19 protein-coding genes are annotated in these 21,153 nt (G+C 71.5%); 11 read left to right on the top strand and 8 right to left on the bottom strand.

What is annotated here, in order from left to right; translation table 11 throughout:
• On the bottom strand, positions 1-637 hold a 637-nt coding region (locus AB0E85_RS28975; protein WP_361933069.1), incomplete at its 3' end, for an FtsX-like permease family protein.
• A gap of 5 nt (positions 638-642) precedes the next feature.
• The gene (locus AB0E85_RS28970) at positions 643-1,431 is read right to left on the bottom strand and encodes an ABC transporter ATP-binding protein (protein ID WP_361933067.1); all 789 of its coding nucleotides are present in this window, start codon (positions 1,429-1,431) and stop codon (positions 643-645) included.
• Between the two features lie 159 nt (positions 1,432-1,590).
• On the opposite strand from AB0E85_RS28970, the gene AB0E85_RS28965 reads away from it, so the two are divergent.
• Positions 1,591-2,385: an SDR family oxidoreductase gene (locus tag AB0E85_RS28965; protein ID WP_361933064.1), complete on the top strand. Its 795-nt coding sequence runs from the start codon at positions 1,591-1,593 to the stop codon at positions 2,383-2,385.
• A gap of 15 nt (positions 2,386-2,400) precedes the next feature.
• On the opposite strand, the gene AB0E85_RS28960 is transcribed toward AB0E85_RS28965, so the two are convergent.
• The 6 genes from AB0E85_RS28960 to rhaI all read right to left on the bottom strand — a co-directional run bounded on the left by AB0E85_RS28960 (position 2,401) and on the right by rhaI (position 10,109).
• Positions 2,401-3,036: a lactate utilization protein C gene (locus AB0E85_RS28960; protein ID WP_361933061.1), complete on the bottom strand. Its 636-nt coding sequence runs from the start codon at positions 3,034-3,036 to the stop codon at positions 2,401-2,403.
• Positions 3,033-4,511 carry a LutB/LldF family L-lactate oxidation iron-sulfur protein gene (locus tag AB0E85_RS28955; RefSeq protein WP_361933058.1) on the bottom strand — a complete coding sequence of 493 codons (1,479 nt, stop codon included), beginning with the start codon at positions 4,509-4,511 and terminating at the stop codon, positions 3,033-3,035. The genes AB0E85_RS28960 and AB0E85_RS28955 overlap by 4 nt, the downstream gene beginning before the upstream one ends.
• On the bottom strand, positions 4,508-5,263 hold the full coding sequence (locus tag AB0E85_RS28950) for a (Fe-S)-binding protein (protein ID WP_361933055.1): 756 nt from the start codon (positions 5,261-5,263) through the stop codon (positions 4,508-4,510). The genes AB0E85_RS28955 and AB0E85_RS28950 overlap by 4 nt, the downstream gene beginning before the upstream one ends.
• Before the next feature lie 70 nt (positions 5,264-5,333).
• Positions 5,334-6,797: a rhamnulokinase family protein gene (locus AB0E85_RS28945; protein ID WP_361933053.1), complete on the bottom strand. Its 1,464-nt coding sequence runs from the start codon at positions 6,795-6,797 to the stop codon at positions 5,334-5,336.
• Positions 6,794-8,833, bottom strand: a complete 2,040-nt coding sequence (locus AB0E85_RS28940) for a bifunctional aldolase/short-chain dehydrogenase (protein ID WP_361933051.1) — start codon at positions 8,831-8,833, stop codon at positions 6,794-6,796. The genes AB0E85_RS28945 and AB0E85_RS28940 overlap by 4 nt, the downstream gene beginning before the upstream one ends.
• Before the next feature lie 115 nt (positions 8,834-8,948).
• A complete protein-coding gene (gene rhaI, locus AB0E85_RS28935; RefSeq protein ID WP_361933048.1) occupies positions 8,949-10,109 on the bottom strand; it encodes an L-rhamnose isomerase in 1,161 nt (386 codons plus the stop codon).
• 261 nt (positions 10,110-10,370) lie between these two features.
• On the opposite strand from rhaI, the gene AB0E85_RS28930 reads away from it, so the two are divergent.
• From AB0E85_RS28930 to sigJ, 10 genes are all read left to right on the top strand, one after another.
• Positions 10,371-11,888, top strand: coding sequence for a sugar ABC transporter ATP-binding protein (locus AB0E85_RS28930; protein WP_361933046.1), 1,518 nt, complete (start codon positions 10,371-10,373; stop codon positions 11,886-11,888).
• Complete coding sequence (locus AB0E85_RS28925) at positions 11,885-12,925, top strand: ABC transporter permease (protein WP_361933043.1); 1,041 nt, start codon at positions 11,885-11,887, stop codon at positions 12,923-12,925. The genes AB0E85_RS28930 and AB0E85_RS28925 overlap by 4 nt, the downstream gene beginning before the upstream one ends.
• Complete coding sequence (locus AB0E85_RS28920) at positions 12,918-13,928, top strand: ABC transporter permease (protein WP_361933037.1); 1,011 nt, start codon at positions 12,918-12,920, stop codon at positions 13,926-13,928. Before AB0E85_RS28925 ends, AB0E85_RS28920 begins: the two co-directional genes overlap by 8 nt.
• 29 nt (positions 13,929-13,957) lie before the next feature.
• The gene (gene rhaS / locus AB0E85_RS28915) at positions 13,958-15,040 is read left to right on the top strand and encodes a rhamnose ABC transporter substrate-binding protein (RefSeq protein WP_361933035.1); all 1,083 of its coding nucleotides are present in this window, start codon (positions 13,958-13,960) and stop codon (positions 15,038-15,040) included.
• A 17-nt stretch (positions 15,041-15,057) separates the two neighbouring features.
• Positions 15,058-15,378 (top strand): L-rhamnose mutarotase, encoded by a 321-nt coding sequence (locus AB0E85_RS28910; protein WP_361933034.1) that lies wholly within the window; start codon positions 15,058-15,060, stop codon positions 15,376-15,378.
• Positions 15,379-15,394: 16 nt separating this feature from the next.
• Complete coding sequence (locus AB0E85_RS28905; RefSeq protein WP_361933032.1) at positions 15,395-16,819, top strand: BNR repeat-containing protein; 1,425 nt, start codon at positions 15,395-15,397, stop codon at positions 16,817-16,819.
• A gap of 87 nt (positions 16,820-16,906) precedes the next feature.
• Positions 16,907-17,932: a LacI family DNA-binding transcriptional regulator gene (locus AB0E85_RS28900; RefSeq protein WP_361933030.1), complete on the top strand. Its 1,026-nt coding sequence runs from the start codon at positions 16,907-16,909 to the stop codon at positions 17,930-17,932.
• Between the two features lie 120 nt (positions 17,933-18,052).
• Positions 18,053-19,354 (top strand): alpha/beta fold hydrolase, encoded by a 1,302-nt coding sequence (locus AB0E85_RS28895; RefSeq protein ID WP_361933028.1) that lies wholly within the window; start codon positions 18,053-18,055, stop codon positions 19,352-19,354.
• Between the two features lie 50 nt (positions 19,355-19,404).
• The gene (locus tag AB0E85_RS28890) at positions 19,405-20,139 is read left to right on the top strand and encodes a PIG-L deacetylase family protein (protein WP_361933025.1); all 735 of its coding nucleotides are present in this window, start codon (positions 19,405-19,407) and stop codon (positions 20,137-20,139) included.
• Positions 20,140-20,172: 33 nt separating this feature from the next.
• The gene (gene sigJ / locus AB0E85_RS28885) at positions 20,173-21,069 is read left to right on the top strand and encodes an RNA polymerase sigma factor SigJ (protein ID WP_361933023.1); all 897 of its coding nucleotides are present in this window, start codon (positions 20,173-20,175) and stop codon (positions 21,067-21,069) included.
• The last annotated feature ends 84 nt before the right edge of the window (positions 21,070-21,153 follow it).

Raw genomic sequence — 21,153 nt, 5'->3', positions numbered from 1 at the left:
GCCTGCGCCGCACGCCATTCCACGACGTCCCACTGACGGATGCGTCGCTGGAACTCGGCGTCGGTTTCCCCTGTCGCGCTCTTGCCCGGCCCCGCCGCCGGCTCCGGCCGCCCGCCCGCCGCACGGCCAGGAACGCGGCGCCCGCGGCGGCGAGCAGCGTGATGTCGAAGCCGGTCAGGAAAGCCACGGGCCCGAAGGAGAACTCGACGGACCGTGCGACCTGGCCGCTGTCCTGGAACACCGCGAGCAGGGCCCGGCCGCCGAGCATCGCCGGGCCGATCGCCAGCGCCGCCCCGGCCAGCGCCACGGCCACCGCCTCACCCACGACCATCCCCTTGATCTGCCCCGGAGTCGCCCCCGAGCAGCGCAGCAGCTCCATCTCGGCGGCTCGCTGGCGCACGTTCACCGTCAGCGTCGAGGCGATCGCGAAGAACACCAGCAGAGTGCCGTAACCTCCGACCACCCCCGCGGCGGTGGAGAGCGTCTCCGAGCTGACCGCGTCCACGCCCGGCTGCCCGGCCGTGTCGTGCATCGCGTTGAACGTCATGATGATCGCCGCGCCCAGGAACGCGGACAGCAGGGTCGCGAGGAACCGCCCGGGCCGCTGCCGGACCGACCGCATCGCCAGCAGGAACATGACCCTCACACCCCCGCCGGCACGTCGTCGCCCAGGTGCGCCAGCCGCTCGGCGACCGCGTCCGGTGTCGGGGCGTCCATCCGCCCGGCCAGCCGGCCGTCGGCGAGGAAGAGCACGGAGTCGGCGTAGGAGGCGGCGACCGGATCGTGCGTCACCATCACCACCGTCCGGCCGTGCACCCGCACCGCGTCCTGGAGCAGCCGCAGCACACCCCGCGCGCTGCGCGTGTCCAGCGCGCCCGTCGGCTCGTCCGCGAAGATCACCCGCGGCTCGGTGACCAGCGCCCGGGCGATCGCCACCCTCTGGCACTGACCGCCGGAGAGCTGCCCGGGCCGGTGTCCGAGCCGGTCGCCGAGCCCCACGGACGTCAGCACCTCCCGGACCCGCCGCCGGTCCACGCGCCGCCCGGCCAGCTTCAGCGGCAGCACCGTGTTCTGCGCGACGGTCAGTGTCTCCAGCAGGTTGTACTGCTGGAACACGAACCCGATCCGGCCGCGCCGGAACCTCGTCAGCTCGGCCTCGCCCCCGCCCGTCAGCTCGGTGCCGTCGACCCGCACGATGCCGCTGTCGGGCCGTTCGAGACCCGCCGCGCACTGGAGCAGGGTCGACTTCCCGGAGCCCGACGGCCCCATCACCGCGGTGAACGTGCCGCGCTCCAGGCCGAGCGTCACCCCGTCCAGGGCGGTCACGGCGCTGTCGGCGCTCCCGTACGTCCTGGTCACCTTGACCAGCCGCAGCGCCTCGGCCGCCGGCCCCGGGTCCTGGTCCTGTCGTCGTGGTCCGGTGCGGAACATCGTCGTCGTCCCCCTTCGTCCGACACGCCCTGTGTCTCGCCCTCGACGCTACGGAGAAGGTGACCCGGCCACACGGGTCGCAGAACCCGTGTTCCGGGGTGTACCCAGCGACACCCCGCGGGTACTCGGTCGCTCCCGTACGGAAAGGGCTGACACGGCATGCAGATCGATCTGAAGGGCCGCACCGCTCTGGTCACCGGCTCCACCCAGGGCATCGGCGCCGCCATCGCCGCGGGGCTGGCCCGCTCCGGCGCCCGGGTGGGCGTCAACGGCCGCACACCCGCCCGCGTGCAGGAGGCCGTGGACCGGATGCGGGAGGAGGTACCCGGCGCCGACCTTGTGCCCGTGGCCGCCGACGTCACCACCGACGAGGGCGCCCGGCAGGCGGTGGACGCGCTGGGGCAGGTCGACGTCCTCGTCAACAACCTCGGCGTCTTCGAGTCCGCCGACCCCCTGGAGATCAGCGACGAGGAGTGGCGCCGCTACTTCGACGTGAACGTCCTGTCGGCCGTGCGCCTCACCCGGCTCGTCCTGCCCGCCATGACCGAGCGCGGCTGGGGACGTGTCCAGTACATCGCCAGCGACTCGGCAGTCGTCATCCCCGCCGAGATGATCCACTACGGCATGTCCAAGACCGCCCTGCTCGCGGTGGGCCGGGGCTTCGCCAAGCAGGCGGCCGGCACCGGCGTCACGGTGAACTCGGTCATCGCGGGCCCGACCCGCACGGGTGGCGTCGAGGACTTCGTCTACCAGCTCGTCGACCGCGACCTGCCCTGGGACGAGGCCCAGCGCGCGTTCATGCGGCAGCACCGGCCGCAGTCGCTGCTCCAGCGGCTGATCGAGCCGGAGGAGATCGCCAACATGGTCGTCTACCTCGCCTCCGACCACGCCTCGGCGACCACGGGCGGTGCTCTGCGGGCCGACGGCGGCTACGTCGACTCGATCCTGCCCTGAGCCCGAACCCGGGGGTCAGTCCTCTGCCACCAGCACCACCTCCAGCGTGCGCGGACCGTGCACGCCCTCGACCCGGTCCAGCTCGATGTCGCTGGTCGCCGACGGTCCGGAGATCCACGTCAACGGGCGTGCCGGGTCGAGGCGTTCGAGCCCCTGCGGCACCGACGACACGACCTGGCCGGGCACCCGCACGACGCAGATGTGGTGGTCCGGGACGAGGGTGATCCGGCGGCGGCCCTGGTCGGGCGAGCCGTCCAGCACGATGGTGCCGGTCTCGGCGATGGCGACGGCACACCCGGTGACGACGCTGTCGACCCGGTCGAGTTCGTGCGGCGTGCTCACGGCCCGGTCTTGGACGCGTGTCGCGTCGACCGCCTTGAGCCAGTGCGGTGGCAGTCCGGGGGGTACCAGCACCGATTGCGCGCCCCGTTCCGCCAGGAGCCGCACGAGCACGTCCGGCAGCTCGCCGTCCGAGCAGCGGTGCACGACCGCCCGGTAGTCCGCCAGGTTCTCGGCGAGCAGCTCCACCGTCTCCGCGACGCTCCGCTGCCCGTGCTCGCGCAGATAGTCCCGCGCGATCGGCGCCTCGTCGGCCGGCGCGTCAGCGAGCGCGCGCCGCACCCGGCCCAGGATCCGTTCCCTGCTGTTCACCGGTTCCCGTCCTTCCCGCCGCGAGTCCGCTGCCACCAGTCCCGGAACGGCTCCGCGGGCACCGGCGGCAGCTCCCGGGTCCCGCTCCACGCCCGGCCCGGGCCCGGCAGTGTCCGGGGATGGAAGCGGCGGGACCGGGAGGCGGCGCGCTGGCCCGTGCGCAGCGCGCCCGGGTGGGTGAAGGCCCAGCGGGCCGCGCGCATCGCCGCCCGCTCGGCGGCGTGCCCCTTCGCCGGCCGCAGCACCACCTTGTTGCCCTCGCGGGTGACCTCCCCGCCCTGGACGACCCGCTCCCGCAGATGCACCAGCACCTCCGGGATGTCGATGGCGACCGGGCACACCTCGTAGCACGCCCCGCACAGCGAGGACGCGTACGGCAGCGAGGCGTCGATCCCGCTGCCCGTGCCCCGCAGCTGGGGACTGAGGATCGCGCCGATCGGCCCCGGGTACACCGAGCCGTAGGCGTGGCCGCCGGCCCGCTCGTACACCGGGCACACGTTGAGGCACGCCGAGCAGCGGATGCAGCGCAGCGCCTGCCGGCCGACCTCGTCGGCGAGGGTGTCGGTGCGGCCGTTGTCCAGCAGCACCAGATGGAAGGTGCCCGGGCCGTCCTGATCGGTCGTGCCCGTCCAGGTGGACGTGTACGGGTTCATGCGCTCGGCCGTGGAGGAGCGGGGGAGGGTCTGAAGGAACACCTCCAGGTCCTGCCAGGCCGGCACGATCTTCTCGATGCCGACGACCGAGATCAGCGTCTCGGGCAGGGTCAGGCACATCCGGCCGTTGCCCTCGGACTCCACGACCACCAGCGTGCCGGTCTCGGCGACCATGAAGTTGGCGCCGGAGATGCCGACCTTCGCCCGCAGGAACTTCTCCCGCAGGTGCAGGCGGGCGGCCTCGGCGAGTTCGGCCGGTGTGTCGGTCAGACCCTCGGGGGCGGGGCGGCCCCACTCGCTCATCTCCCGGGCGAAGATGTCCCGGATCTCGCCCCGGTTGCGGTGGATGGCCGGGACGAGGATGTGCGAGGGCCGGTCCTGGCCCAACTGCACGATCAGCTCGGCGAGATCGGTCTCGTAGGCGTGGATGCCCTCGGCCTCCAGCGCCTCGTTGAGCCCGATCTCCTGCGTGGCCATCGACTTGACCTTGACGACCTCGGTCTCGCCGGTCATCTTCACGAGCTGCGTGACGATCTCGTTGGCCTCGGCCGCGTCGGCGGCCCAGTGCACCACGCCGCCCGCCGCCGTGACCGATTCCTCCAGCTGCACGAGGTAGCGGTCGAGATGGCGCAGCGTGTGGTCCTTGATCCGCTTGCCCGCCTCGCGCAGCTCGGCCCAGTCGGACACCTCCGTCACGGCCTTCGCCCGCTTGGCGCGGATGGTGTGCGTGGCGTGCCGCAGATTGCCGCGCAGGGTCGTGTTCGCCACGGCCTCCCGGGCGGCCTCCGGAAACGCCGGCATGCCGAGATACGTCCCGCTCATAGGGCCGGTTCCTCCTCCGTGCTCGCCAGGATCTCCGCGATGTGCACCGGCCGCATGCCGGTTCGCAGCCGGGCCATCGTCCCGCCGAGGTGCATCAGGCAGGAGTTGTCGGCCGCGCACAGCACCTCGGCGCCCGTCGACTCGGCGTTGCGCACCTTGTCGGCGCCCATCGCCGCCGAGACGTCGGAGTTCTTCAGCGCGAAGGTGCCGCCGAACCCGCAGCACTCGTCGGCCCCCGGCAGCTCGACCAGTTCCAGCCCCTTCACCTGCCGCAGCAGCCGGAGCGGCCGGTCACCGAGTCCGAGCCCGCGCAGCCCGTGGCACGTCGGGTGGTAGGTCACCGTGTGCGGGTAGTACGCCCCGACGTCCGTCACGCCCAGCACGTCGACCAGGAACTCCGTCAGCTCGTACGTCTTGGGCACCACCGGCGCCAGCGTCGCCGCGAGGGCGTCGCCCCGCCCTTCGGCCCGGGCCCGCTCGCCCATCCGCGGGTACAGCTCCCGCACCATCGCCCCGCACGACCCGGACGGGGTCACGATCGCCTCGTACTCACCGAAGACATCGGAGAAATGCCGGGCGAGCGGCTCGGCCTCGTGACGGTATCCGGTGTTGTAGTGCGCCTGCCCGCAGCAGGTCTGCGCCATCGGGAAGTCGACGTCGACGCCCAGCCTGGTCAGCAGTTTCATCACGGCGCGCCCGGTGTCCGGATAGAGCGTGTCGTTGACGCAGGTCAGGAACAGGGCGACACGCATCGCGGCTCCTTGTGGTCGGTCATCGGATGAGTGAAGCGTAGTCCGGGGACGATACGCGGGGGAGACCCCGTCAGTCCGCGGTGAGCCGGGCCTGCGCGGCCTGCCACCGCTCGGTCCCGCCCCGGGGCTCGTAGCGGGTGAGCGGCTGTGTGTTCACCAGCAGCCGCCGCATCCCGGCCAGGTCGCCGACCAGCCCGTGCGCCCGCGCCTGTACCAGGACGTTCCCGAGCGCGGCGGCCTCGGTCGGCCCGGCCACCACCGGCAGCCCGCACGCGTCGGCGGTCAGCTGGCACAGCAGGGCGTTGCGTGTGCCGCCGCCGACCACGTGCACGACGTCGACCGCGTGTCCGGCCAGCCGCTGGGCGTCCTGGACGGCCTTGCGATGGGCGAGGGCGAGGGAGTCGAGGATGCAGCGCGTCACCTCGGCCGGCGACCCGGGCACCGGCTGCCCCGAGAGCCGGCACGCCTCGGCGATCCGCTCCGGCATCCGACCCGGCGCCAGGAACGCCGCGTCACCCGCGTCCACGACCGACCGCAGCGCCGGAGCCTTGGAGGCTTCCAGCAGCAGCGCGCCCAGGTCCGTCTCGCCCCAGGCTCGTACGCACTCCTGGAGCAGCCACAGCCCCATGATGTTGCGCAGGTAGCGGACCGTGCCGTCCAGCCCCAGCTCGTTGGTGAAGTTGGCCGCCCGGCTCTCCTCGGTCAGCACCGGCGCGTCCAGCTCCAGACCGGCCAGCGACCAGGTGCCGGTGCAGATGTACGCGAACCGCTCGCCCGAGGCCGGTACGGCGGCGACCGCGGAGGCGGTGTCGTGCGACCCGACGGCCGTCACCGGCACCGGACCGGCGAGCCCGGTCTCCTCCAGCACCTCGTCGCGCAGCAGCCCCGCCGGATCACCGGGGTGCCGCAACGCTGCGAACAGGCCCAGGTCGACACCGAGCCGGGAGGCGACGTCGTACGCCCAGTCGCGGGTGCGCGGGTCGATCAACTGGGTCGTGGACGCGTTGGTCAGCTCCGTGCCCTGCTCGCCGGTCAGCCAGTACGTCAGCAGGTCCGGCATCAGCAACAGCCGCCGGGCCGCGCCGAGCTGGGCCGTGGAGCGGGCGGCGGTGAGCTGGTACAGGGTGTTGAAGGGCGCGTACTGCAACCCGGTCGCGGCGTACAGCTCCTCGGCGGGCACGGTCGCCCACACCTTCTCCGCGACCCCCTCGGTCCGGGGGTCCCGGTAGTGCACGGGGTTGCCGAGCAGGGCCCCGTCCGCGTCCAGCAGCCCGTAGTCCACGGCCCAGCTGTCGATGCCGACGGAGTCGAGTCGTCCACCGCACTGGGCACCCGCCGCCCGCAGCCCGTCCAGCACCCCGGCGTACAGCCCGAGCGCGTCCCAGCGCAGCCCCTCGGGCACCCGGACGGGCCGGTTGGGGAAGCGGTGTGCCTCGGCGAGCTCCAGGCTGTCCGGGCCCACGCGGCCGACCATGACGCGCCCGCTGGACGCGCCCAGGTCGACCGCGGCGTACGACTTCTCGGCGGCGCTCATCGCAGGAAGGCGGCCGCGACGCCGGCGTCGACGGGGATGTGCAGACCGGTGGTGTGGGTGAGGTCTCCACCGGTCAGCGCGAACACGGCGTTGGCCACGTGCTCGGGGAGCACTTCGCGCTTGAGGATGGTCCGCTGGGCGTAGAACTCGCCCAGCTTCTCCTCGTCCACCCCGTACACCGCGGCCCGCTGGGCGCCCCACCCGCCGGCGAAGATCCCCGACCCGCGCACGACACCGTCCGGGTTGACCCCGTTGACGCGGATGCCGTGCTCGCCCAGCTCGGCGGCGAGCAGCCGCACCTGGTGCGCCTGGTCGGCCTTGGTGGCGGAGTAGGCGATGTTGTTGGGACCGGCGAACACGGCGTTCTTCGAGGCGATGTAGACGATGTCGCCGCCCAGCTCCTGGGCGGTCATCACCCGGGCGGCTTCCCGCGAGACGAGGAAGGACCCGCGCGCCATGATGTCGTGCTGGAGGTCCCAGTCCTTGGCGGAGGTCTCCAGCAGCGGCTTGGAGATCGAGATTCCGGCGTTGTTCACGACGAGATCCACGCCGCCGAAGGCCAGTACCGCCGCCCGGAAGGCCTCGGCGATCTGCTCCTCGGACGTGACGTCGACCGTCACCGCGACGGCCTTGTCGGGTCCGCCCAGCTCCTCGGCGACGGCCTCGGCGTTCTCCGCGTCGAGATCGGCGACGACCACACACGCGCCCTCGGCCACGAGCCGGTGCGCGATGGCCTTCCCGATCCCGCTCCCGGCACCCGTCACCAGCGCCACCCGGGTCGCCAGCGCCTTGGGCTTCGGCATCCGCTGGAGCTTGGCCTCCTCCAGCGCCCAGTACTCGATCCGGAACTTCTCGGACTCCTCGATCGGCGCGTACGTCGACACCGCCTCGGCCCCGCGCATCACGTTGATGGCGTTGACGTAGAACTCGCCCGCGACCCGGGCGGTCTGCTTGTCCTTGCCGAAGGAGAACATGCCCACGCCCGGCACCAGCACGATCGCCGGATCGGCGCCGCGCATGGCGGGGGAGCCGGGCTCGGCGTGCCGCCGGTAGTAGGCGGCGTACTCCTCGCGGTACTCGGCGTGCAGCTCCTTCAGCCGGGCGATCGCCTCGTCGAGCGGGGCGCTCGGCGGCAGGTCCAGCACCAGCGGCCGGACCTTCGTCCGCAGGAAGTGGTCCGGGCAGGACGTGCCCAGCGCGGCCAGCCGCGGGTGCTCCGCGCTCGCCAGGAAGCCGAGCACGACCTCGGAGTCGGTGAAGTGCCCCACCTGGGGCCGGTCCTGTGAGGCGAGGGCGCGCACGTACGGTGCGAGGGCGGCGGCCCGTTCCCGCCGCTCGTCGGTGTCCAGCGCCGCGTACCCGTCGATCACCGGACCGAAGGGCTCGGGCCTGCCCCGCTCGGCGAGGAACGTCTCGGCGGTCCGGATGATGTGCAGCGAGTTGCGCTCGCACTCCTCGGAGGTGTCGCCCCAGGCGGTGATCCCGTGGCCGCCGAGAACGCACCCGACGGCCTGCGGGTTGGCCTTCTTCACGGCGGCGATGTCCAGCCCGAGCTGGAAGCCGGGCCGCCGCCACGGCACCCACACCACACTGTCCCCGAAGCACTCGGCGGTCAGCTTCTCCCCGTCGGCGGCGCAGGCGAGCGCGATCCCCGAGTCCGGGTGCAGATGGTCGACGTGCGCGGCCTCGACCAGCCCGTGCATCGCGGTGTCGATGGACGGAGCGGCCCCGCCCTTTCCGTGCAGGCAGTAGTCGAACGCGGCGACCATCTCGTCCTCGCGCTCCACGCCCGGATAGACATCGACGAGCGCCCGCATCCGGTCCAGCCGCAGCACGGCCAGCCCCGCCTCGGTCAGCGTCCCGAGGTCACCGCCGGACCCCTTGACCCACATCAGCTCGACGTCCCCACCGGTGACGGGGTCGGTCTCGGTGCCCTTGGCGGAGGCGTTACCGCCGGCGTAGTTGGTGTTGCGGGGATCAGACCCAAGCCGGCGCGACCGGGCGAGGAGAGCGGCAGCTTCGGGATGAACAGCCATGCCAGTTCCTTTTCAAGAGAGAGGGAGGTGGGGGGCTCGCTTTCAGGGGCGCGGGGAACTGCGCGATCAACCACGGACGACCCGCACCCCGCAGACAACAGATCTCGGCAGGCGCTTACGCCCCCCACCCCGCCTGCTGCCCGCCAACCCGCTCGGCCACGATCTTCTCGGCCCACCCGGACGCCTTGTACGCGGCGATCGGGTTCGCGTGCAGCCCCATCTCGCCCCGGACCTCCGCGAGCAACGGCCGCACATCCGTGTTGTACGCGTCCATGATCACGGCATTCGCCCCGAGCACGTCACCGGACGCCTGTGCGTCGGCCAGGGCGGCGCGGTCGATCAGCAGCGCCTTCGCCGTGGCCTCCTGCACGTTCATCACCGACCGGATGATCGCCGGGATCTTCGCCTCGATGTTGTGGCACTGGTCGAGCATGAACGCGACCTCGGGCGAGAACCCACCGCCCCGCACGACCTCGTACATGATCCGGAACAGCTGGAACGGATCCGCGGCCCCGACCATGAGGTCGTCGTCCGCGTAGAACCGGGAGTTGAAGTCGAACCCGCCGAGCTTCCCCTCGCGCAGCAGCGTCGCCACGATGAACTCGATGTTGGTCCCCGGCGCGTGATGCCCCGTGTCGACGACGACCTGCGCCTTCGGCCCGAGCTTCAGACAGTGGGCGTAGGCGGTACCCCAGTCGGGCACGTCCGTCGCGTAGAACGCCGGCTCGAAGAACTTGTACTCCAGCAGCATCCGCTGCCCGTCGCCGAGCCGCTCGTAGACCTCGGCCAGCCCCTCGGCCAGCCGGTCCTGCCGCCCGCGGATGTCGTCCTGACCGGGATAGTTCGTGCCGTCGGCGAACCACAGCTTCAGATCCGCCGAGCCCGTCGCGTCCATGATGTCGACGCACTCCAGCAGGTGGTCCACGGCCTTCCGCCGCACGGAGGCCTCCGGATGGCAGATGCTCCCGAGCTTGTAGTCGTCGTCCTGGAAGGTGTTGGAGTTGATCGCTCCGAGCCGCACCCCACGCTGCTCGGCGTGCTTGGCCAGCGCCGCGTAGTCGTCGACCCTGTCCCACGGAATGTGCAGGGCCACGGTCGGGGCGACGCCCGTGAACTCGTGCACCTTCGCGGCGTCGTCCAGCTTCTCGAACGGAGTGCGCGGCACACCCTGCTGCGCGAACACCTTGAACCGTGTGCCCGAGTTCCCGTACGCCCACGACGGCGTCTCGACGGCCTGTGTCTTGAGAGCGGCCTTCGCCGCGGCGAGCTCGGTCACGTCAGGCTCCTGTGACATCGGGTCGTGACGACCACTGAATGAAACGATTCAGGACGCGAAGCTATGGGTCCCCCGAAGGGGTGTCAACCCCTCCGGCCAAGACGGTTTCCCGTGACCCGTGCGTGACCTTCTGTCCTCGAAACTTTTTCGACCGGAACCCATTGACGTGACATGCGCGGCCCGCCTAACGTCCCGGCAACCCAGTTGAAACCTTTCACGACGCCGAGAGGGCCGACCCGCCGGCGTCGTCGAGGAGCCCTCATGACCCACCCGTCCACCACGGGTCCGGCCCCGGTCCTCGCTCTGAAGGACGTCTCCAAGTCCTTCGGCGCGGTCCGTGCACTGCGGGACGTCTCCCTGGAGCTGTTTCCCGGGGAGGTGCACGCACTCGCCGGTGAGAACGGTGCCGGCAAGTCCACCCTCATCAAGACCCTCGCCGGGGTGCACCGCCCGGACGCCGGCCAGGTGCTGCTCGACGGTGCGCCCGTCGCCTTCCACGGCCCCGGCGACGCCCGCGACGCCGGCATCGCCGTGATCTACCAGGAGCCGACGCTCTTCCCCGACCTGTCGATCGCCGAGAACATCTACATGGGCCGCCAGCCGCGCCGCGCCCTCGGCCGGATCGACCACAAGGCCACCCACAACGCGACGGCCGCCCTGATGGAGCGCCTCGGTGTCGAACTCGACCCCGACCGGCCCGCCCGCGGCCTGTCCATCGCCGACCAGCAGATCGTCGAGATCGCCAAGGCCCTTTCCTTCGACGCCCGCGTCCTGATCATGGACGAGCCGACGGCCGCCCTCACCGGCAGTGAGGTCGCGCGCCTCTTCGGCGTCGTGCGCACCCTGCGCGACCAGGGCGCCGCCGTGCTGTTCATCTCCCACCGGCTGGAGGAGATCTTCGAGATCTGCCGGCGCGTCACCACCCTGCGCGACGGCGCCTGGATCGCCAGCGAGCCGCTGGAGGGCATGACCGAGGACGACCTCGTGCGCCGCATGGTCGGCCGCGATCTCGACGAGCTGTACCCCAAGCAGGAGGTCGAGCCGGGCGAGGTCGCCCTGAGCGTGCGCCGGCTGACCCGCGAGGGCGTGTTCACCGACGTCTCCTTCGACGTCCGGCACGGCGAGATCGTCGGTCTGGCCGGACTCGTCGGCGCCGGGCGTACGGAGGTCGCCCGGGCCGTGTTCGGCATCGACCGCTGGGACGCCGGCGAGGTCTCCGTCGACGGCAGGGCCCTGGTCAACGGCGCCCCGTCCACCGCGATGTCCGCCGGACTCGCCCTGGTTCCGGAGGACCGGCGCGCCCAGGGCCTGGTGATGGACATGTCCATCGAGCGCAACATCGGCCTCACCGGGCTCCGCACGACCGTGAAGGCCGGGCTCATGGACCGCGGCGCCGAGCGCAGCCGCTCCCTCGACTGGGCCGTCAGGCTCCAGGTGAAGTACGCCCGGATCGCCGACACCGTCAACACGCTCTCCGGCGGCAACCAGCAGAAGGTCGTGCTCGCCAAGTGGCTGGCCACCGGCCCGAAGGTGCTGATCGTCGACGAGCCCACCCGCGGCATCGACGTCGGCACCAAGGCCGAGGTGCACCGGCTGCTGTCCCAGCTGGCCGCGGACGGCGTGGCCGTCCTGATGATCTCCTCCGACCTGCCCGAGATCCTCGGCATGGCCGACCGCGTGCTGGTGATGCACGAGGGCCGCCTCACCGCCGAGATCCCCCGCACCGACGCCACCGAGGAAACCGTGATGGCCGCAGCCACCGGGAGGGCCGCCGCATGACGGTCGTCACCCCGCAAGAGGCCCCCGTGGCCGACGTGCCCAAGTCGAGCGGCACCCGGCTGGTCGACCGCGTCTTCAAGATGCGCGAACTCGCCATCCTGCTCGTCTTCCTGGTGATGATCGCCGTCACCCAGGCCGGCAACAGCGAGTTCCTGTCCGAACAGGGCATCAAGGACCTGCTGCTCAACGCGACGATCCTGGTCCTGGTCGCCACCGGCCAGTCCCTCGTCGTCATCACCCGCAACGTCGACCTGTCCGTCGGATCCACGCTCGGCATCAGCGCGTTCGCCGCCGGCGTCCACCTCCAGGGCGGTGGCGACCCCGTCGTGGCGATCGCCCTGGCCGTGCTGCTCGGCATCGGCTTCGGACTGCTCAACGGACTGCTCGTCAGCCTCGGTCAGGTGCCCGCGCTCGTCGTCACCCTCGGAACGCTCTACATCATCCGCGGCATCGACTCCATCTGGGTCGGCTCCCGCCAGATCACCGCGGCCGATCTGCCCGGCGGATTCGTCGACTTCGGCTCCGGCGGCATCTCCGCGGTGCCGTACCTGGCGCTGATCGCGCTGGCGGTGCTCGTCGCCACGGCCTACTACCTCAAGCACTTCGCCAGCGGCCGCGAGCTGTACGCGCTCGGCTCCAACCCCGAGGCCGCCCGCCTCGCCGGCATCCCCGTCCGCAAGCGGATCCTCGCCGCGTACACCTTCTGCGGCGCCCTCGCCGGACTCGCCGGCGCGATGTACCTCGCCCGGTTCGGCAACGTCGACTCCGGCACCGGCAACGGCTACGAACTCACCGTCGTCAGCGCGGTCGTGGTCGGCGGCGTCGTCTTCACCGGCGGCTCCGGCAGCGTCTACGGCGCGGCCCTCGGCGCGCTGCTGCTGACCTCCATCAACAGCGTGCTGCCCGCCCTCGGCGTCAGCTCCGTCTGGGTGCTCGCCATCAACGGCATCCTGCTCATCCTCGCCATCGCGGTCGACCGGATCGTCGCGCTGCGCGTGGCCTCCGCCCTGAAGAAGAGGAACGCCCGCCATGGCTGACATCTCCCCGAGCCGAGCGGCCGGCTGGTCCGGCCTCAAGAGGTGGGATTCCGCCGTAGGCGCCCTGCTCGTCGTGGTCCTGCTGTTCTCCTTCGGCTTCGTCGACGGGTTCGGCAACGCCCTCAACCTGTCGTTCCTGATCGGCAACACCCTGCCGATCGCGCTGATCGCACTGCCGATGACCCTGCTGGTCGTCTCCGGCGAGATCGACCTGTCGGTCGCCTCCACGGCCGGACTGTCCGGCGCCGTGATGGGCGCCCTGTGGAACCAGGGCATGACCATCGAGACGATCATCCCGATCTGCCTGCTGCTCGGTGTCGTGTGCGGGCTGGTCAACGGTCTGCTGGTGACCAGGCTGGGGCTGCCGTCCCTCGCCGTCACCATCGGCACGCTGGCCGCCTACCGGGGCATCGCGCAGATCGTGCTCGGCTCCGACGCGGTGACCGACTTCCCGACGCAGTACCTGGACTTCGCGGCCGGCCACATCGGCGACACGTTCATCCCGTACGCCTTCCTGCCGTTCCTCGTCCTGCTCGCCATCGCCGTGGTCGCGCTGCACGCCACACCGTTCGGACGCTCGCTGTTCGCGATCGGGGCGAGCGAGGAGGCCGCCCGATTCGCCGGCATCCGGGTCAAGCGGCAGAAGCTGATCCTGTTCACCCTGACCGGTCTGATGGCCTCCCTGACCGGCATCTTCTGGGCGCTGCACTACGCCAGCGCCCGCTACGACAACGCCACCGGTCTCGAACTGTCCGTCGTGGCCGCCGTGTTGCTCGGCGGCATCGACTTCGACGGCGGCAAGGGCACGCTGGGCGGTGCGATCGCCGGGGTGTTCCTCCTCGGCGCGCTGCAGAACGTGATGAGCCTCCAGGACGTCTCCGCCCAGTCGCAGATCGTCGTCACCGGCGTCCTGCTCGTCCTGTCCGTGCTCGGCCCCCGGGTCGTACGGCAGATCTCCACAGCGAGGGCGGGCCGCAGAGCCGCCTCGACTCCCACCTCGTAACCAGCCCTTCCTCGTAAAGGACCAACGCCATGCGTAAGTCAACCCTGCGCCGCAGCTGCGCGGCCCTCGCCACCGCCACCTCCCTCGCGCTCGCGCTCACCGCCTGCGGCGGCACCACCAAGAAGGACGTCGCGAACGAGGGTGCCTCCGCCGCCACCGCCGGCAAGGCCGACCCGAACGCGGCCACCAAGAAGGGCCTCACCGTCGGGTTCCTGCCCAAGCAGGTCAACAACCCCTACTTCACCAGCGCCGACAAGGGCGGCGAGAAGGCGCTCAAGGAGCTGGGATCCAGTTACAAGGAGGTCGGGCCGTCCAGCGCGACCGACACCGCCGGGCAGGTCTCCTACGTCAACACGCTCACCCAGCAGCAGGTCGACGCGATGGCCGTCTCCGCGCAGGACCCGGGCGCCCTGTGCACCGCCCTCAAGCAGGCCATGAAGAACGACATCAAGGTCGTCACCTACGACTCCGACACCACACCCGACTGCCGCAACGCCTTCGTCTCCCAGGCATCCGCCGAGGACCTGGGCCGCACCGAGGTGCAGCTGCTCGCCAAGCAGATCGGCTACAAGGGCGAGATCGCGATCCTGTCCGCCGCGCAGACCGCGACGAACCAGAACACCTGGATCGACTTCATGAAGGACGAGCTGAAGAAGCCCGAGTACAAGAACATGAAGCTGGTGAAGACCGCGTACGGCAACGACGACGCCCAGCAGTCCTTCCAGCAGACCCAGGGCCTGCTCCAGGAGTACCCGAACCTGAAGGGGATCATCTCCCCGACCACCGTCGGCATCAAGGCCGCCGCCCAGTACCTGTCGGGCTCCAAGTACAAGGGCAAGGTCAAGCTGACCGGCCTCGGCACCCCCAACGACATGCGCAAGTACGTCAAGAACGGCACCGTCGAGGCGTTCGAGCTGTGGGACCCGGCCAAGCTCGGCGAACTGGCCGCCCGCACCGCCGTCGCCCTGTCCTCCGGGCAGATCACCGGCAAGGAGGGTGAGACCTTCAAGGCCGGCTCCATGGGCGAGTACACCATCGGCAAGGACGGCGTGATCAGCCTCGGTAAGCCGACCGTGTTCGACGCCGAGAACATCGACCAGTTCAACTTCTAGACCCTGGGAGGTCGTTGATGCAGCGCGTGTGCTTCCTGCTGAAGGTCCGGGCGGAGCGCCTCGACGAGTACCGCGAGCGGCACGCCGCGGTGTGGCCCGAGATGCTCCGGGCGCTGAAGGAGACCGGCTGGCACAACTACTCGCTCTTCCTGCGCGAGGACGGACTGCTCGTCGGCTACCTGGAGACCGAGGACTTCGCGGCCGCCCAGGCCGCCATGGAAGCCACCGACGTCAACGCCCGCTGGCAGGCGGAGATGGCGCCGTTCTTCGAGTCGCTGGACGGCGCCCGGCCCGACGAGGCCATGAAACCGCTCACCGAAGTGTTCCACCTCGCATGACGATGGAGTCCACGAGATGCACAGACGTACGTTGCTGGCCGCCGCCCTCGCGGGAGCCGTGGTGACCCCCGCCCTCGCCTCCGGCACGGCACGGGCCGCCGACCCCGGCCCGTCGGTCACCCGCACCGGCACCACCACGCTCGACAGCCAGGCCCTCTTCTTCGTGTCCTACGACGGGCTGGTCAACAACAACGCCTTCCAGAAGAACGGCCTGCTGACCTACAAGGGCTACCAGTACGCCGTCTGGTACACCGCCGACCGGGGCGCCGTCGTCGGCCGCCGCGCCCTCGGGTCGAGCACCTGGTCGACCGTGAAGGTCGGGCACACCCTGCGCTACGACGACTCCCACAACGTCATCTCCATGGGCGTCTCCAAGGTCGACGGCCGCCTGCACCTCAACATGGACTCCCACAGCGACGGCTTCACCTACGTCAAGTCGGTCGCGGGACTGATGGACAACCCCGCGGGGCTGAGCTGGACCGCGAGCCGCTTCGGCGCGCCCCAGTCGACGCTCGACGGTCTGGCGCTGACCTCGCAGTTCACCTACCCCCAGTTCGTCTCCACCCCGGACGGCAAGCTCCAGCTGAGCTACCGCGTCGCCGTCTCCGGCAACGGCCGCAACGCCCTTGCCGAGTACGACGGCACCAGGTGGACCAACCTCGGCGAGTGGTCCAGCTCGACGGGCACGTACACCAGCGAGCACGGCTCCTCCACGGCCCGCAACATGTACCTGCACGGCATCGACTACGACCGGAACGGCCGGCTGCACTCCTTCTTCACCTGGCGCGAGCAGAACGGCGCCGTGATGTGCAGCAGCGGCGGCATCACCAACCACGACACCGGCTACGTCTACTCCGACGACCGGGGCCGCACCTGGCGCAACAACGCCGGCACCGTCGTCGGCGTCACCGGCGGCTCCGACAAGGTGTCCGTGACCGACGCCGGCCTGGTCGTCGACCCGCTCAACCCGGACCACTCCCTGATGAACCAGGAGAGCCAGTTCACCGACTCCGCGGGCCGGCCGCACGCGATCATCTCCTACGTTCCGGGCCGCTTCGGCCAGTGCACCACGAACTACGTCGCGAACCGGACCGCGAACGGCCGTGCCTTCCACGTCCGCAGGAACGCCTCCGGCACCTGGCAGAAGACCGAGATACCGGTCCCGCTGAACTCCAGCCAGCGCACCAAGCTGATCCTGGACAAGTACGACAACGCGTACGCGATCTTCCCGTTCGGCCGGATCGCGGGAGCCTCCGCCGCCTCCGGTTACACGGACTGGAGGATCCTCTTCGACGGCAGCGGCCTCAACGCCTTCGGCGAGGTCGTCATCGACGAGACGCGGGTCGCCCAGGACGGGGTGCTGTCCTTCATGTACCAGGAGAAGTCCAGCGGCACGACGCCCTCGGCGCTGCACGTGATCGACTTCCGCCTGCCCGCCTGACCGCATCCGGTTCCCGGGGCGGCGTGCCGGTAATGTGAAGCCGCCCCGGCCGCCGCCCCCTCGTCTCCCTCTGGAGGTCCCTGCCCGATGGCCCAGTCGGTGGGTATCAAGGACGTCGCCCGCGTCGCCGGAGTCTCCGTCGGCACGGTCTCGAACGTGATCAACCGCCCGGACACGGTCGCCACCGAGACCCGGGCCCGGGTGCTGTCCGCGATAGACCGGCTCGGCTACGTCCGCAGCGAGTCGGCCCGCCAGCTGCGTGCCGGCCGCAGCCGCATCATGGGGCTGCTCGTCCTCGACATGGGCAACCCCTTCTTCGTCGACGTGGCGCGCGGCGCCGAGCGCGCGGCCCGCCGGGCCGGACTCGGCGTCATGGTCTGCAACAGTGCCCAGGACCCGGGCGAAGAGGCCGAGTACCTCTCGCTCTTCGCCGAGCAGCGGGTGCGCGGCGTGCTGCTGACCCCGGCCGACGCCACGGGGCGCAACATCGAGGCGTTCCGCCGGCACGGCATCCCGTTCGTCCTGGTCGACCGGGTCGCCGAGGGCACCACCGAGTGCTCCGTCTCCGTCGACGACGTGGCCGGCGGCGCCCTGGCCGTACGCCACCTCGTCGACGCCGGGCACCGCTCCCTCGCTTACGTCAGCGGCCCGCCCGGACTGAACCAGGTCCGTGACCGGCGCACCGGCGCCCTCGAAGCGCTCGCCGAGGCCGGGCTCGGGCCCGACGCGCTGCGCGAGCTGCCCACCGAGCGGCTGGACGTCGCCGCCGGCCGCGACGCCGGGGCCCGCCTGCTCGGCCTCGCCGACCGGCCCACCGCCGTGTTCTGCGCCAACGACCTGCTCGCCCTCGGTGTGCTCCAGGCGATGTACGCGGCCGGGGTCGGCGTCCCCGACGACCTCGCCATCGTCGGCTACGACGACATCGAGTTCGCCGCCGCGGCCGCCGTCCCGCTCACCTCGGTGCGGCAGCCCGCCGTCACCATGGGCGCCATGGCCGCCGACCTGCTCCTGGAGGAGACGGAGGAGGAGGGCGCGGGGCGGCCACACGAGCACCGCAGGGTCGTCCTCCAGCCCGAGCTGGTGGTCCGCCGCTCCAGCCTGTCCGCCCGCTGAGCCGTCCGCCGGGTCTGAACCACCGTTCAGCAAGGTTTCATGATCGAAGGGCTCACGAGCGGACGTTCGCTGTGATGAACTGGGACGCGGCCCGAAAATCCGTCCGTCCCGGGAGCCCTGTTGACCCACAGCTACCGCCAGCCCGGAGTCGTCCTCACCGACCGCCGCTTCACCGTCCCCCTCGACCACGACCGCCCCGGCGGCGAGACGATCGAGCTGTACGCCCGCGAGGTCGTCGCGAGCGACAAGGCGCACCAGGACCTCCCGTGGCTGCTCTACCTCCAGGGCGGCCCCGGCTTCGGCGCGGACCGGTCCGTCGGCCGGCCGGGCTGGCTCGGCAGGGCCCTGAAGGAGTACCGCGTCCTCCTGCTCGACCAGCGCGGCACCGGCCACAGCACCCCCGCCAACCGCCAGACGCTCCCGCTGCGCGGCGGCCCGGCCGAGCAGGCCGGCTACCTCACGCACTTCCGCGCCGACGCGATCGTCCGCGACTGCGAGGCCATCCGCGCCGAGGTCACCGGCGGCACTCCCTGGACCGTCCTCGGCCAGAGCTTCGGCGGCTTCTGCGTGACCAGCTACCTCTCCCTGGCCCCCGAGGGCCTGGCCACGGCCGTCATCACCGGCGGCCTGCCCGCCCTGGACGCCCACGCCGACGACGTCTACCGCGCCGCCTTCCCGCGTATCGAACGCAAGGTCACCGCCCACTACGCCCGCTACCCGCAGGACGCCGAACGCGCCCGCCGCATCGCCGACCACCTGCTCCACCACGACGTGGTCCTGCCGGGCGGCTACCGGCTCACCGTCGAGGCCTTCCAGTCCCTCGGCATCGTCCTCGGCACCGGCGACGGCACCCACCGCCTGCACCACCTCCTGGAGAACGCCTTCGTCCGCACCCCGCAGGGCTCCACGCTCTCCGACGCGTTCCTGGAGCAGGCGCAGGCCATGCTCTCCTACGCCCGCCACCCGCTGTACGCCCTGATCCACGAGTCGATCTACGGCCAGGACGCCCGGCCCACCGACTGGTCGGCCGAGCGGGTCCGCGCCGAGTTCCCGCAGTTCGACGCCGCCAAGGCGCTCGCGGGCGACGAACCCCTCCTGTTCACGGGAGAGTCGATCCATCCGTGGATGTTCGAGTGCGACCCGGCCCTGCGCCCGCTGCGCGAGACCGCCGACCTGCTCGCCGCCCGCACGGACTGGACGCCCCTGTACGACCCGGCCCGCCTCGCCGCGAACGAGGTTCCGGTCGTGGCGGCCGTCTACCACGACGACATGTACGTCGACACGGCCCACTCCCTGCGCACCGCCCGCACGATCCGCGGGCTGCGCACCTGGATCACGGACGAGTTCGAGCACGACGGCATCCGCACCGGCGGGCCCCGCGTCCTCGACCGGCTGCTGGCCCTCGTGCGGGACGAGGCGTGATGCCGTGCCGTACGCCCCGTGATGTCGGTGGCGCCGATTAGTCTGCGGACATGACGACCACTCAACTCCAGCCCATGCCCGGCGACTGGCGGCGTGCCCTAGCGGTCGTGGCCCATCCGGACGACCTCGAGTACGGCTGCTCGGCGGCGATCGCGGCCTGGACGGACGAGGGCCGCGAGGTCGCCTACGTCCTCGCGACCCGGGGCGAGGCGGGCATCGACACCATCGAGCCCGCGCGGTGCGGGCCGCTGCGCGAGCGCGAGCAGCGGGCGAGCGCGGCGGTGGTCGGCGTGTCGGAGGTGGAGTTCCTCGACCACGAGGACGGCGTCGTCGAGTACGGCACCGCCCTGCGCCGCGACATCGCCGCCGCCATCCGCCGGTACCGGCCCGAGCTGGTCATCACGCTCAACCACCGCGACACCTGGGGCGGCGTCGCCTGGAACACCCCGGACCACGTGGCCGTCGGCCGGGCCACCCTCGACGCGGCCGGCGACGCCGGCAACCGCTGGATCTTCCCCGAGCTCGTCGAGCAGGGCCTCGACCCCTGGGACGGCGTGCGCTGGGTCGCGGTCGCGGGCTCCAGCACCCCCACGCACGCCGTCGACGCCACGGCCGGTATGGAGCGCGCGGTGGCCTCCCTGCTGGAACACCGCAGCTACATCGAGGTGTTGACCGACGAGGACCCGGAGACGTACGTACGCGGCTTCCTGACGGAGCACGCGGAGAGGACGGGGGAGCGGTTCGGTGGCCGCCCCGCGGTGGCGTTCGAACTGTTCAGCAGATGATCAGCGGTTGACCGACGGACAACGGGGGAGACCATGACGGGCAGCGAGGAACTGGCCGGGCGCTTCGAGGAGCACCGCGGCCACCTGAAGGCGGTCGCGTACCGCATGCTGGGGTCACTGGCCGAGGCGGAGGACGCCGTCCAGGAGGCCTGGCTGCGGCTGAGCCGCTCCGACGCGGACGACATCGGGAACCTGGGCGGCTGGCTGACGACCGTGACCGGTCGCATCTGCCTGGACCTGCTGCGCTCGCGCGCCGCACGCCACGAGGAACCGATGGGCGACGCTTTCGTCCCGGACCCGGTGCTCAGGCCTCTGGCGCACGTGATCGACCCGGCGGAGGAGGTGCTCCAGGCCGACTCGGTGGGCCTGGCCCTGCTCGTCGTGCTGGAGAACCTGACGCCCGACGAGCGGCTCGCGTTCGTGCTGCACGACATGTTCGCCGTGCCGTTCGACGACATCGCGCCGATCGTGGAGCGCAGCCCGGCCGCGACCCGGCAGCTGGCGAGCCGGGCGCGGCGCCGGGTGCGGGGCGCCACCCCGTCGGCCGATCCGGACCTCGGCCGGCAGAAGCAGGTGCTCGACGCCTTCCTGGCGGCCTCGCGCGGCGGTGATTTCGAGGCGTTGCTGGAACTGCTGCACCCGGACGTGGTGCTGCGGGCCGACTCGGGGGCGCTCGTGCGGGGCGCGGCCGCGTCCAAGGTCGTCCAGGGCGCGAAGACGGTGGCGGAGCAGGCGCTCCTGTTCGCCCGCTACGCACAGGCCGCTCAGCTGGTGCTGGTCAACGGCTCGGTCGGGGTCGTCCACGCCCCCGAGGGCCGCGTGCAGTCGGTCATGGGCGTCACGATCGCCGACGGCCGCATCACCGGCATGTACATCCTGGCCGACCCCGAGCGGCTGGAACGCCTGGAGGCACCCGGGTTCGCCGGCTGAGGTGCCCTCGCCCCCGGCCCGTCGGCGGGCCAGGTTGCGGGAATGGTCCGTGACTCCCGGTAGCCGGTGCGATACTGGGTGCGC

The sequence above is a fragment of the Streptomyces sp. NPDC029044 genome, from assembly GCF_040637495.1.
Classification (GTDB): domain Bacteria; phylum Actinomycetota; class Actinomycetes; order Streptomycetales; family Streptomycetaceae; genus Streptomyces.
The sequence above is the reverse complement of the archived record's forward strand: the minus strand, read 5'-3'. Positions and strand labels throughout refer to the sequence as shown.